The organism is Geothermobacter hydrogeniphilus, from assembly GCF_002898515.1.
In the GTDB taxonomy this organism is placed as follows: domain Bacteria; phylum Desulfobacterota; class Desulfuromonadia; order Desulfuromonadales; family Geothermobacteraceae; genus Geothermobacter_A.
Genome location: NZ_PPFX01000049.1, coordinates 15,348 through 27,065, shown reverse-complemented (window position 1 = coordinate 27,065; position 11,718 = coordinate 15,348). Strand labels below are relative to the sequence as shown.

Genomic DNA, 11,718 nt, shown 5'->3' with positions numbered 1-11,718 from the left:
AAGGGCAATGCTCTAATTTTTATATCGGCCTACCCACAGATTCTGCGGACGAGGCAAAAATATAGGAAATTAAAAACATGATGTTATATCAACCGAACTAAATATTGGCGCTTTAATTATAATTTATATAAATTCAAATTTAGATATAAATAGATTCATGGTAAATCGAGCTTCTCTATTATTTTGTTTAGATTTTTAGTAGCTGACAGATGAAGAATGCCGCGATTTAAATGGGCGCGTAGTTGTTGGGTAATGCTCTCCTTGTTAAGGAGGGCTTTGTCATTTTTGCAACGCTCTTTGAGGAGGGCAAGGTATATTTCGTGGTCTTGTCCGCCAAAAACCTTCCAAGTCATTTCGATAGCATGGTCACCGGTAACTTCGACTGCCGGTGGCTGTGTTTTGTCTCTTAGTGATAGACAAAGAGCCCATCGGCAGAGGATATTCCAATTCTTGATGCCTGTTGTCCGTTTGATTTTGATCAGTTGATCTTTTTCTTTTTGTGAGAGATAGACTGTTTCTATTATCATTTCAAGGTCCTCAAGTCAGGAAAAGTAACCGGGGTGGACTGTCGTTCCTCCCTGTTTCTCATTGTGACAAAGCAGGGCTGTATGCGAAATGAATGGACTTAGTTCTTCATAATATCTGCCGACAATCTCCTCATTGGTTGAGAGAAGAAGAACCTGGTGGCTTGCACAAGGAAAATAATTCTTCACCAGGTTGGTTCGGTGTGATGTGTCCAGACGGCCAAGGGGGGTGTCGATAATGGTTGGCAATGGTTTGCCCGCGGTGCGGCAGATACCCCAGAGCAACGCTGTAGCAAGTAGTTGCCTTTCTCCGGCGGAAAGTCTGTCTGGAGGGATTTCCTCGGCATCGGCGTTGAAGATCTTGAGTTGTAAGGTTTCTGGGGTGATTTCCAGGCTGTGTACCAGGCCTTCTTTACGGAGCAGTTTTTTGAATGCTTCCAGCACATTCGCTTCGATCTTTGCTAAGTGCTTTTTTATGACCTTTTTGCGAAAGATCTCAAGGGTTTTTCTGCTTTTTGCCGAATACTGCAGGAGTCTTCTTTGGTCCTTGCCCTCAAAGCGCTTTTCTGCCGTTTTTTCGAGTTCTCTTTTCAGGGATGCGCTGACCATTTCTCTTTTATATTTAGCTTTTCGAAGTTCTTCCTCATTTGTGCTGAGGGCAAATTTCAGTCGTGCGGCTTCTTCGTTAGCCTGGTGACGCTCAGCAAGGAGTTGGGCAATTGTTTCTTCTTCCGGGATGCTTGCGAGCGACCGTTCAATTGCTTCGAGCTTATTGTTGGCTTCTTGCAAATTTGATAGTGTGGATGATATCTCTTTTCTGAGTAATGGCAGCTCACTTCCCCGCAGAAGGTTCAATTTGTGTTGAGCCTCGGGGGACAGGTGCAAATAACACTCTGTCTCTGCCACCTTTTGTCTTGTTTGCAAGTCTTCTTTTAAAAATTGATCAATTCGAGACATGACTCCATTATTCAGAGCCTCTTTTTTCAGGATTGAAAGCAGCTGTTCATCTCTTTGCTGCAATTCTTCATTGAGTATTCGACTACGTTCGGCCTTGTCTTCGTGTTCAGCCTGGGTTGCAATGTCACTTAAAAGATTGTCTACGAGCAGGAGCGGAGAGGCTCCAGCGGCAATTTCCCGTAATTCTGCTTCCAGGGTGGAAACCTGGTCGCGACTGCTCTCAAGTTTCAATTCCAATTCGTTGCGCCGGTTGTATAACTCACCGCCCTGTTGACGGTAACGCAATTCGATGTCTTCAAGTTTGCCGTTCTGGCGGTCAATCAAGTTGTTAAGGCGTGCTTCTTCAGCGCGCAAATCGGCAATGTTTTTATCAAGATCAGCCAGTTCTTTTTCAATTTGTTCAAGATTGTCTTTTTCTTCAAGCGTAGCCAATTCCTTGAATTTACGTTTTTCTAAAATCAGCAAATCTGCCGAGAGTTGGTCAACGTGATTTAAACCAAGCAACGATGTAATGGCTGCACGAATCAGTGGCCCTGAATTTTCGAAGTCGGCCAGTTGTTCAATTTTCTCACCATCGAATAGAAAGAAAGGGGCTACTTTGGAGGGGAAAATTCCTTCAACATAATCAGCCCAGTTATCTGAAAAAACAGCATCGAACTTTTCACCATCATCGCTGAGATGATAGGCTCCAAAGCGTTCTTTTATTTTATTTTTTTTGAGAGACCAGGCCCGACGGATTCGATACCGTTTGAGTTTGCCGCCAATGTAAAACTGCATTGTCAGTTCGAGTACCGCACCTTCTTCGGGGTCGGCTTTTCGATTGATGCAACGTTTCAGGTACGTCTCATAATTTAACTTGCCTCGATTTGAACAACGAGCCGTTGGGCCAAAAAGAAGCAGTTGAAAGGCATCCAGCATACTGGTTTTCCCACAACCATTTTCTCCACCAATCAGAACAATCGGCTTGTGATCTCGGGGAGTAAGTTTGATTTCATTTCGCCCCTTATAGGTTGCGAAATTTTCCAATACTATTTTTTCAAATATCATGAGGTCACTCGTCAGCTAGAGGCCGCCTGGACAATGCTTTGGATATCGTCCGTAGATTTTTTCTTTTCCAGCGCGTATTGTTTTGCGTCTTCGAGATCTTCGAAGAAGCTGCGTTCGATGGCTTTTTCGAGCTTTTTGAACAGCCCCGTTCTTTTAGTCATGAGGCTGAATTCCTTTTCGGTATGCAGCAGTTCACGTACCATCTGATAGTGAATCTCGTCATCGCCACAGCATTCCTTGAGCAGTTGCATCTCCTCGTAGCCGAGCCCGGCCAGGTCAAACCGCTTTGCGTCTGGGAAGCTCTCTCCAGTGACCTCTTCATAAATGTGAGGGAGGCTGTCTTCGATTTCATGTTTTTCTGTGACCCAGATCTCCCGAATCTTTCGAAGTTCCGCCAGGGTGATGAGATCGATGCTGCGCACCTCTTCAGGACCATTCGCCCGAATCCACTGCTGGGCTTGCAAAAGGAGGCGAAGAAGATTCTCGCGAAAGGATTGTATGTAAGGGCCTGGAATAGGTTCGCCGTTGAAAATTTGTACTTTTCCGTGCATACGACGAAAATCACGGACATTCCGGTCTCCCCGCTCGCCCATGGTACGGAAGTCCATTGCGTTGCGTAGTTCCAGTAATGGCAGCATCCATTCTTTTTCTTCGTCGTTTAAAATCATTGCTTCCATGGAGCGATCTTTATCGACCAGGGTGCAGGTCCAGCACCCAAAACGACTATTCCCGCAACTCTGGGTGTTGGTGTCAATGACGAGCGGGCATTCGCCACCTTCGGTTGCCCCTTGGTACATGGTCAAAAGATCTTTGTTGTCGTATCCCCAAGGGTTGTCGATCTGCATCAGAAAGGTCCAGACATCATCGTTGGACCAATCTCCAATTGGGGGATAGATCCAGGCATTGGTCAGGCTGGTATGCTCGCTGAGGTGAGTGCGGGTACTTTTTTGCGCGTGTTTCTCCATTACGTGAGCCCTGGCGGAGCTTTCCGCTTTGCGTGTCCCAAGGACAACGATGGCTTCACCATTCGTGCTAACAACACGTTGGATAAAACGGGATGTGGGGTCGATCTTCAAGCGAGAGGTACACCAGCGAAACTTGGGCCTGGGGGCCGGATAACCCCAGCCCAGCATCTTGACCCAGAAGGTATCATTGATGACCGGTTCTAACTTATGTGGTTTTACGGGTAAGCTTTGCGCTTCAGCTGCCGTCTCGATTTGTTTGAGCGAACGATTGACCCACAAGGCAACAATCGGGTTTTCGACAAGGGTGTCGTTCGTTATGACATGAACTATCTTGTGTCGCTTCTTTTTGGGAAGGTCAGCAAGGGCCATCCAAACAAGCTGCAATGCAGCCGTTGAGTCTTTCCCTCCGCTGTAGCCAACAACCCAGGGGATGTCGTCTGCAAGGTAGATTTCCTGCACCTGTTTGATCAGACTTTGTACGCTTTTTCTGAATCCTGTTTTTTTGAAAGCTGATTTAGACATCATCACCCCTTAAAAAGGCTTCCTCAATTTCTTGTTCTTCTGGTTTCAGTGGTATGGCCAGATGTTTTTTCAGAATGTTTGTGGTAAGTGTGACACTTTGATTTGCTTTTGATACGCGTCCAATCACCAGGGCGCGACCCTCCCAGAACTCGCTATTTGAGCGGGACCAGTCAATAGTCGCCAGTTTTTTCAGCCGTGTTTTCCATTGCCTTGGCTGCTTTCGCAGCAGTTCATTCCCAACTTTCCCCAAAGCGTGCAAGGCAACACCGTGTGAATGGATAAAATCCTGGCGGACTTCGCCAGAGGTAATTTTGCGTTCCCTGACCAGCCCCCATTCGGGGACATGGGAATCGACTTCATCCCAAAATTCAATTGCCAGCGAGGCCCTTTCTTCTTCGGACTCTGTCTCAATGTTAGAGAGGAGGGCTGACGTTCCTGTGTAAATGGCACTTAAAGTGAAAAGCTTACGGGAACGTGCAGATAGGGTGCTTTTTTCCATTTCCACCACATCTTTAAAGGCCTTGGATTTCAGAGCGACCAGCTTCGCCACACTCGCCATTTCATCTCGGTGATCATAGAGCAATCCAAGAGAACGCGAGGGGCGAACTGCATAGCGATTCAAATCGGCAAACATCTGTTGGCAACGTGTGAGCCCCCGGTCCAGAAAAAACACTACGGCAATGGTTTCGTTTCCTAGGTCAGGTTGCTCATGGAGCGCCATCTCGATGGCTGCCCGACGGTGCTGGCCATCATTAATAATAAATCGGGCTGACATCGGCACCCTGAGGACGCCGACTTGGTTGTTGTTGGATTCTTCCCCAATAGCTTCGAATGTTACATCCGCATCGATAGATGCGGTGATTGCAGAAAAAACGTAATTTTCTGGGCCTTCGGTTAGGTAACGCGCCATCTCCGGGACACGGCTTTTGTTAAGAATTCGCTGGGCGCGAAGCTCTGGGGGAAGGACCTCCTCATCCCAAATGAAAATCTTGGGAATGAGGTGCAACGGGCACATTGAAACATAGTATTCTCGCTTGGCCTGAATGCCTCTGATAGCAGGGAAAATGTATTGAAAATTGGGGTCCATGGCGCCCTCGATTAATGGCTTGTGTTATTTTCTTTTTGGCGATAGTATTTTTGCAGAAAACGGATGTTTGTCAACATAAAAACAAACAAATTCACAAAATACTACAAACCTTAAGGGTGCCACTGGTTATGAGTTCAATCCCTGTTTACCTCGACTGCAATGCCACGACCCCTATTGAACCCAGTGTCTGTGACGTAATAAGACACTATGTTGAGGACGAGTATGGCAATGCCGCCAGCCGGACCCATATCTGGGGGACCCGGGCAAAGCAGGCGGTGCAGCTGGCCCGTGAACAGATCGCAGCGGTTGTTGCTGCCAGAATGGATGAAGTTATTTTTACCAGCGGTGCTACGGAAAGTGACAACCTGGCGATCTTGGGGTTGGCCGCTCATGGGGCAGAAACGGGCAAAAAACATCTGATCACCACGAAGATTGAGCACAAAGCCGTATTGGAACCCTTGGCAGCTCTGGAGAAAAGAGGATTCGAGGTGACCTACCTGCCGGTGGATGAAAAAGGTTGGGTGTCACCTGAATCGGTTTACAATGCACTGAGGGATGACACGCTTGCGATATCCATTATGCATGTGAATAATGAAACTGGGGTGCGACAACCGGTTCGGGAGATTGCCGAGTTGATTGCAGACAGCCCGGTTTTTTTTCATGTAGATGCTGCGCAGGGGTTTGGCAAAGATTTAGGTACCTTGAAAATTCCCAGAATTGACATGATGAGCCTCAGTGCGCATAAGATTTTCGGTCCCAAGGGAGTAGGGGCCCTCATTGTGCGGCGTCGTGGTTTTACTCGTATTCCTCTTCAGCCCGTCATGTACGGAGGAGGTCATGAACGAGGGTTGCGACCGGGGACTTTGCCTGTTCAACTGATAGCAGGTTTTGGAGAGGCGGCACGTCTTGCCAACATGAATGCCGGTTCGAGAGAAGAAAAGTGTAATGTAATCCGACAAAAGGCTGTTGCGGCTCTAGTTAAAGTTGGTGGAGTTATCAACGGAGATTCTTCACGGGTCATGCCTCATGTGTTGAATATCTCGTTTCCCGGCCTGGATTCCGAGGCAATTCTAGTCGCGCTCAAAAATAAAATTTCCATATCAAATGGCTCTGCTTGTACCTCGCATCGCTATGAACCGAGCCATGTCCTCACCGGAATGGGGTTACCAGAGAGCCGTATCAAAGGTGCCTTGCGTATCTCCTGGTGTCACATGACTCCCGATGTCGATTGGGATGATGTTGGAAGATGTATCAAACAACTCGGTTAAGTTGTGGGGTGCGCGGTTGCGCGCCGGGCAGGATGAATTACTAAAGAATAGGACCAATCATGAAATTCCTCCTCAACATCCCTCTCCCCCTCCTGCTCATCGCCACGATCCTGATCGGTCTGGCGCCGTTTTCCCCCGAACCGCACCTGGTCGAGAAACTGCGGATGCTGTTTGCCGGCAACCTGTCCCGGCCGATCGATATCTTCGACCTGGGACTCCACGGGGCACCGCTGGTTTTGCTGCTGCTCAGGGGAGTGGCGGTGTGGCGGACTCGTACCGGCAAGGATTGAGGACCGAAACCTGTTCACCCCTCCTGATCAGATCCTTCCTCCCGCGCCAATCTCCTCCCCCGCTCGATATCCACCCGCGTCAGCAGCCAGCCACCGAGAATGAACAGCACCGACAGGGCGATGATGGCGTTGCGGGTCGAGCCGGTGAGCTGGTTGATCAGGGCGAACAGGAAGGGGCCGAGGATCGCCGCGAACTTGTTGCTGATGGCGAAAAAACCGAAGAACTCGGCATTCTTTCCCGCCGGGACCAGGCTGCCGAACAGCGACCGGCTGAGAGCCTGGATGCCGCCGAGGATGGCGGCGACGATGACGCCGAGGGCCCAGAACTCCCAGCCGCGGGTCATGAACCAGGCCCAGCAGACCACCCCGAGAAAAGTCCCGATCGCAAACAGCAGGATCCTGCGGGGGCCGAACCTCTCCGCCAGTCGGCCGCAGAGCAGGGTGCCGGGCAGGGCAAGAAACTGGATCATCAAAAAACAGCCGAGGATGCTCCCCTGCGACAGGCCGAGTTCCTGGCGGGCGAAGACCGCCGAGACGACGATCACGGTCTGCACGCCGTCGTTGTAGCAGAGAAAGGCGAGCAGGAAGCGGAACAGGTCGTCGTGACGGCGCAGCTCGCGGAAGGTGGCCAGGTAGCTGTCGCGACCCGCCGCGGGGCGCGCCGGGGTGGCGGGCAGGCGCAGCAGCGCGGGCAGAGCGAAGGCGGCCCACCAGAGGCCGGTGAGGGCGAAGCCGAGACGGCCGGCGGCCGCCTTGTCGGGCAGGCCGAGCAGCTGTGACCCCTCGATCAGGCCGAACACCAGCAGCAGGGCGAGCCCGCCGCCGAGGTAGCCGAGGGCGTAACCGCGGGACGACAGGCGGTCCATCTCGTTCGGCGCGGCGAGGATCGGCAGGTAGGCGTTGTAGAAGATATTGCCGCCGGCGAAGGCGAGGTTGGCGAGGGCGAAAAAGAGCGCCGCCGGCAGCCAGGCGGAGGCGACCGGCAGGGCCAGCAGCAGGCAGGCCGCGGCGCCGCCGAGGGCGCTGAGACGGAGCAGGATGAGGTGATGGCCGCGCCGGTCGGCCCAGTGGCCGAGCTGCGGAGCGCAGAGGGCGACCAGCAGCAGCGACCCGGACACCAGGTAGCCCCAGAGAGCACTGGCCGCCAGGGGTGATGTCAGTCCGGGAATGTGGACGCCGGCGGGGGGAATCAGGCTGACGAAATAGACCGGGAAAACCGCCGTCAGGATGACGGTGGCGAAAGCGGAGTTGCCCCAGTCGTAGAGACACCAGGCGCGCCAGAGGCGGGTTTTGGCTGCCGGGCCGTTCATCTCAGGCAAAAAAAGACCCCGGGCCCAAAGGAGGAGAAAGCGCCGGGGTCAATGTCGTGTTGTTGCTGAGTGAGAATTGCATGATGGATGCCAATCCTTCCAAGTCTTTGGAATCCCGTGCCGGCAGTCGTCTTCATCCTTTTCTCCGGTTTTCTTTGACGGCCTGGTGACACGCATTCGGCGTAATTTTGACACCCGGTTTCTGCATTTCACCGATAGCTTCGACATAGCCGCAACTCCGCGGCAGCCATTGCACCGTGGCGACCACCTCGGGGGTCAGCTGTACACAGTCTTCGCCGACCTCGAAGCGCTTGTGATAGACCTTGCAGCGGCGGGTGACGACATCCAGGTAGCGGCAGGCGGTTTCGGTTTCGACGATGGTACCGTCCGCTTCGACACGCTTTTCAAAACAGCAGCGGCCGCACTGTTTGCAGATTTTTTCCCAGTCACTCATCAACAAAGGACAGCGCCAGCCGGTTGTGGTCGACCACGATACGCGTGGGACGCTCCGGATCAAGATCCGCCAGCTGCCAGCAGGTCTGGCGCAGCAGCACGGCGGGATCGGTCGCCGGTGCGGCAACCGGCCGCAGCAGCTGTTGCAGTATCTGCTTGACGCGCGGCGCGGAGAGGCCCGCCAGGTCGATGGTCAATGTCACCGGGGCGGCGGCGTCCCGGGTCGCGCTCAGCAGCAGCCAGGGCCCGGTGCCGTCGGCGTGATACCGTGGTTGCCTGAGCGTCGCGGCGGCCGCGGCATCATAATTGTCCAGCGACAGCCGGCGCCCGGCGTCACGCAGCGGAACCAGGAACAGGGTGCGATTGCCCGGCGCCGCATTCCCCGGTCCGGGAAGGGTCTCGAACAGGGTCAGCAGGGCGATGGCGCTCTCCGGTGGGGTCTGGTCGTCCAGCAGCAGGTAGGCATAGCGGGCAAATCCGGGGGCCGCGTCTGCGCCCTCGGCCAGCGGTGCCCAGACCGGGTGCCGGGCGGCGGTGCCGGCGGCTGCGGCGGCCTGTTCGCTGCGGACCCGCGCCAGCTCTTCTTTCAGTTCCTGTAGCTGTTGCTTGAGGCGCTGCATGCTCTCGATGGTCTGCTGCTCGCCCGCCTCGCCGTCAGCGACCGGGGGGCCATGGTGTCGGGGCGGGCGCGGGTGACAGGCACTCAGGGTCAGGATAACCAGCAGGGCGGTGAGACAGCGGAACAGCATGATGTCATCCTCCTTGAAGAGATTCTTGAAGCGGGCCTGAGCGGTTCAGCGCCCCGGCCAGGCGAGACGGATGCCGAGGGCGACAAGGATGGTTCCGGCGCCGCGATCAAGCCAGCGGCCGGTGCGCGGTCGACGCTGCAGCCAGGCGCCGAGGCTGCCCGCGAAGAAGCCGATCAGGCCGAAGATCAGCAGCACCAGCACCACGAAGATACATCCGAGCAGCAGCATCTGCAAGGGGATCGCGCCGGCGTCGGCAGAGACGAACTGCGGGAAAAAGGCGATGAAGAAGACCGCGACCTTGGGGTTGAGGATGTTGGCGACGATCGACTGGCGGAAGATCAGGCCGGGTCGCACGGTTGGGAGGGCGTTTTCGGTGCGGATGGTGCCGGCGCTGCGCAGCATTTTGACGCCGATCCAGATCAGGTAGCCGCCGCCGACCAGCTTGACCAGGGCGAACAGGGTCGCCGACGAGGCGAGCAGGGCGGACAGACCGAGAATGGCGAACAGGGTATGCACCAGGTTGCCGAGAGCGAAACCGCTCGCCGCGGCCAGTGCTGCCAGGCGTCCCTGGGCGATGCCGCGGGTGAGAACGTAGATGTTGTCCGGCCCCGGGGTCAGGATCAGGGCGATGGAGGCGGCGCAGAACAGAGAGAGTCGGGTCGGGTCGAGCATGTCGATTTATCCAGTTCAGGAAGCCCTGAATCAGGGAGCGTTTTTTCCGGCCGGCAGCTTGTCGAGCCGGATGTGGTTGACGCGGGGAAACCAGAGCCAGTGGCCGCGGTAGCTGCCCTCCAGGCGCAGGTGACCATCGTCGGCGCGGTGCAGGGTGAAGGGAATCTCCAGGTCCCGGTAGCGCAACAGCAGTTTTCCCCCGGAGAATCTCATCTCACTCTGCCAGTCGGCGCGGTAGGATTCGCTGTGCCAGCGGCCGGTCGGCGGCGGTCCGGGTTCCAGGTTCAGACGGAGCCCGGTCTCCCAGCGCACACAGTCCTGTTGGTCGCAGCTGGTCAGATCCCCCTGCCACTGACCGGCCAGTCGAGGCAGGTCGGTCAGTCCCAGGGGGATCTCCTCCGCCCGGACCGTTGTCGCACAGAGCAACAGAAGGATCAGCAGCCTCGCGACGCCGCGCTCATGGTTTGGTCGCCGCATGAGCGAAATTGCTCAGAGCCTTGCTGATCTTATCCAGAACCGGTCGACAGGCATCGAGCTGGTGGCGTTTTCCGAGCCAGGCCGGATCATTGTAGCTCAGCTGGACCCTGCCGTCGGCATCCTTGTAGATCAGGGCTTTCATCGGCAGGTCGATGGCGGTCTGCTGGTCGCACTGCATCAGCTTGCTGCCGATTTTCGGGTTGCCGAAGATCACCAGCGTGGTCGGGCGCAGCTGCAGGCCGACTTTTGCCGCGCCGGCGGCGTGGTCGATGCGGTTGAAGACGGTCATCCCCTTGGCGTGCAGGGCCGCTTCCAGCCGGTCGGCGGTCTGGCTGACGGAATGAGCGCTGGTGACGGTTATCATGCCGCCCGCGGCGTAAAGCTGCGAGCCGGCCGTCAGCAGCAGGACACAGGTGAACAGGATGGTTTTCATCTCGGACTTCCTTCCGTTTCAGGGGAACTTCTTGCGTGATCCGCGGGTGATGAACCCGCGGATTCAGGGGTAAGTATACCCTATATCAGGAAGAAGGCGGGTCGGGCTCGATCGTGTCGGACAAGTGAAGGGCCAGCCAGATCGTGTCTTCGTCGGTCGCGGTCGCTTCGACCCGGTGGCGTCGGTGGGCGGGGATCAGCAGATGGTCGCCGGGCCGCAGGTCGATGAGCTGTTCCGGATCGCTGAACCGCAGCCGGGCGCTGCCGGCGACCAGCAGCACCCATTCATCCCACGACTGATCGTACCACTGCCCGGCGGCGGTGCTGTGAGCGCGCGAGACGATCCGTTCCAGCCGGATACCGGGCCGCGTCAGCAGGGTGGTGAAGAGTTCCTCGGGCAGTTGCTCGGGAATGTCGGTCAGCAGGCTGGCCGGGCGGATCGGCGGCGCCTCGATCCAGTAGATCTGCTTATGCCCCCCGGCGGCGAGACGGTCCCATTCTTTCTCCGCCGCGGCGCGGCTGGTGAAGTCGGCAACCGGGAATATCCCGCCATTGTCGTCCTGGCGCCACAATCGGAAGGGATCAACTGACATCAGCGCCGCTCCCGCCGTTCCTGGCAGTCGACACAGAAGGGGCTCTCCGGCCGGGCCCGCAGTCGGGCCGGGTCAATCTCCTCTTCGCAGTCGACACAGATGCCGTACGCGTCCGTCGCGATGCGCTCAAGGGCGGCGGCGATCTGCTGCAGCCGCTGTTCGGCGATGCGGCGTCCGGCCAGGGTCATCTGTTGCTGCTGCATGGCGTCCATCCGCGACAGCCTGCCGATCGGCTGGTCGAGGTCGACCGCCGCGGCGGATTCGGCGGAACTGGTCAGCTGTTTTTCCAGTTCGACGCGGCGGGCAAGCAGGGCGTCTTTGAATTTCCGGATATCGGCAGTACTCATAAACGACATGTTTTTTTGCTTTCAT

Annotated in this window: 14 protein-coding genes; 2 read left to right on the top strand and 12 right to left on the bottom strand. The window is 55.6% G+C overall.

The annotated features are described in order from the left end of the window. Positions 1–155 precede the first annotated feature (155 nt). Genes dndE through dndB form a run of 4 tightly spaced genes read right to left on the bottom strand, consistent with a single transcriptional unit; the run spans position 156 to position 5,102 of the window. Positions 156–527 carry a DNA sulfur modification protein DndE gene (gene dndE / locus C2E25_RS15755; protein ID WP_103116677.1) on the bottom strand — a complete coding sequence of 124 codons (372 nt, stop codon included), beginning with the start codon at positions 525–527 and terminating at the stop codon, positions 156–158. Between the two features lie 15 nt (positions 528–542). Beyond that, complete coding sequence (gene dndD / locus C2E25_RS15750; RefSeq protein WP_103116676.1) at positions 543–2,528, bottom strand: DNA sulfur modification protein DndD; 1,986 nt, start codon at positions 2,526–2,528, stop codon at positions 543–545. Between the two features lie 11 nt (positions 2,529–2,539). Continuing rightward, on the bottom strand, positions 2,540–4,015 hold the full coding sequence (gene dndC, locus C2E25_RS15745; protein ID WP_199177452.1) for a DNA phosphorothioation system sulfurtransferase DndC: 1,476 nt from the start codon (positions 4,013–4,015) through the stop codon (positions 2,540–2,542). Continuing rightward, complete coding sequence (gene dndB / locus C2E25_RS15740; RefSeq protein ID WP_103116674.1) at positions 4,008–5,102, bottom strand: DNA sulfur modification protein DndB; 1,095 nt, start codon at positions 5,100–5,102, stop codon at positions 4,008–4,010. Before dndB ends, dndC begins: the two co-directional genes overlap by 8 nt. Positions 5,103–5,116: 14 nt before the next feature. Between dndB and dndA the strand changes: the two genes are divergently transcribed. Beyond that, positions 5,117–6,370, top strand: a complete 1,254-nt coding sequence (gene dndA / locus C2E25_RS15735) for a cysteine desulfurase DndA (RefSeq protein WP_233189462.1) — start codon at positions 5,117–5,119, stop codon at positions 6,368–6,370. Between the two features lie 59 nt (positions 6,371–6,429). After that, positions 6,430–6,660: an RND transporter gene (locus C2E25_RS15730; RefSeq protein WP_103116673.1), complete on the top strand. Its 231-nt coding sequence runs from the start codon at positions 6,430–6,432 to the stop codon at positions 6,658–6,660. Positions 6,661–6,674: 14 nt separating this feature from the next. Here the strand turns inward: C2E25_RS15730 and C2E25_RS15725 are convergent, their stop codons facing one another. The 8 genes from C2E25_RS15725 to C2E25_RS17925 form a co-directional block, all read right to left on the bottom strand. Continuing rightward, the gene (locus C2E25_RS15725) at positions 6,675–7,970 is read right to left on the bottom strand and encodes an MFS transporter (RefSeq protein ID WP_103116672.1); all 1,296 of its coding nucleotides are present in this window, start codon (positions 7,968–7,970) and stop codon (positions 6,675–6,677) included. Between the two features lie 133 nt (positions 7,971–8,103). Next, positions 8,104–8,424, bottom strand: a complete 321-nt coding sequence (locus tag C2E25_RS15720; protein WP_103116671.1) for a hypothetical protein — start codon at positions 8,422–8,424, stop codon at positions 8,104–8,106. After that, positions 8,417–9,172, bottom strand: coding sequence for a hypothetical protein (locus tag C2E25_RS15715; RefSeq protein ID WP_103116670.1), 756 nt, complete (start codon positions 9,170–9,172; stop codon positions 8,417–8,419). The genes C2E25_RS15720 and C2E25_RS15715 overlap by 8 nt, the downstream gene beginning before the upstream one ends. Before the next feature lie 45 nt (positions 9,173–9,217). Beyond that, a complete protein-coding gene (locus C2E25_RS15710) occupies positions 9,218–9,844 on the bottom strand; it encodes a LysE family translocator (protein ID WP_103116669.1) in 627 nt (208 codons plus the stop codon). A gap of 30 nt (positions 9,845–9,874) precedes the next feature. Further along, entirely contained in the window at positions 9,875–10,321 is a 447-nt protein-coding gene (locus C2E25_RS15705; RefSeq protein ID WP_103116668.1) for a hypothetical protein, read from the bottom strand. Further along, positions 10,302–10,754, bottom strand: a complete 453-nt coding sequence (locus C2E25_RS15700; RefSeq protein ID WP_103116667.1) for a DUF302 domain-containing protein — start codon at positions 10,752–10,754, stop codon at positions 10,302–10,304. Before C2E25_RS15700 ends, C2E25_RS15705 begins: the two co-directional genes overlap by 20 nt. Positions 10,755–10,839: 85 nt before the next feature. After that, entirely contained in the window at positions 10,840–11,346 is a 507-nt protein-coding gene (locus C2E25_RS15695; RefSeq protein WP_233189461.1) for a hypothetical protein, read from the bottom strand. Then, positions 11,346–11,702 carry a TraR/DksA family transcriptional regulator gene (locus C2E25_RS17925; protein WP_233189460.1) on the bottom strand — a complete coding sequence of 119 codons (357 nt, stop codon included), beginning with the start codon at positions 11,700–11,702 and terminating at the stop codon, positions 11,346–11,348. Before C2E25_RS17925 ends, C2E25_RS15695 begins: the two co-directional genes overlap by 1 nt. Between the last annotated feature and the right edge of the window lie 16 nt (positions 11,703–11,718).

What these genes read in the sequence shown, in the direction of transcription:
- dndE (WP_103116677.1), bottom strand. Translation starts at nt 527, where the DNA reads ATGATAATAGAAACAGTCTATCTCTCACAAAAAGAAAAAGATCAACTG.
- dndD (WP_103116676.1), bottom strand. Translation starts at nt 2,528, where the DNA reads ATGATATTTGAAAAAATAGTATTGGAAAATTTCGCAACCTATAAGGGG.
- dndC (WP_199177452.1), bottom strand. Translation starts at nt 4,015, where the DNA reads ATGTCTAAATCAGCTTTCAAAAAAACAGGATTCAGAAAAAGCGTACAA.
- dndB (WP_103116674.1), bottom strand. Translation starts at nt 5,102, where the DNA reads ATGGACCCCAATTTTCAATACATTTTCCCTGCTATCAGAGGCATTCAG.
- dndA (WP_233189462.1), top strand. Translation starts at nt 5,117, where the DNA reads ATGGCTTGTGTTATTTTCTTTTTGGCGATAGTATTTTTGCAGAAAACG.
- C2E25_RS15730 (WP_103116673.1), top strand. Translation starts at nt 6,430, where the DNA reads ATGAAATTCCTCCTCAACATCCCTCTCCCCCTCCTGCTCATCGCCACG.
- C2E25_RS15725 (WP_103116672.1), bottom strand. Translation starts at nt 7,970, where the DNA reads ATGAACGGCCCGGCAGCCAAAACCCGCCTCTGGCGCGCCTGGTGTCTC.
- C2E25_RS15720 (WP_103116671.1), bottom strand. Translation starts at nt 8,424, where the DNA reads ATGAGTGACTGGGAAAAAATCTGCAAACAGTGCGGCCGCTGCTGTTTT.
- C2E25_RS15715 (WP_103116670.1), bottom strand. Translation starts at nt 9,172, where the DNA reads ATGCTGTTCCGCTGTCTCACCGCCCTGCTGGTTATCCTGACCCTGAGT.
- C2E25_RS15710 (WP_103116669.1), bottom strand. Translation starts at nt 9,844, where the DNA reads ATGCTCGACCCGACCCGACTCTCTCTGTTCTGCGCCGCCTCCATCGCC.
- C2E25_RS15705 (WP_103116668.1), bottom strand. Translation starts at nt 10,321, where the DNA reads ATGCGGCGACCAAACCATGAGCGCGGCGTCGCGAGGCTGCTGATCCTT.
- C2E25_RS15700 (WP_103116667.1), bottom strand. Translation starts at nt 10,754, where the DNA reads ATGAAAACCATCCTGTTCACCTGTGTCCTGCTGCTGACGGCCGGCTCG.
- C2E25_RS15695 (WP_233189461.1), bottom strand. Translation starts at nt 11,346, where the DNA reads ATGTCAGTTGATCCCTTCCGATTGTGGCGCCAGGACGACAATGGCGGG.
- C2E25_RS17925 (WP_233189460.1), bottom strand. Translation starts at nt 11,702, where the DNA reads ATGTCGTTTATGAGTACTGCCGATATCCGGAAATTCAAAGACGCCCTG.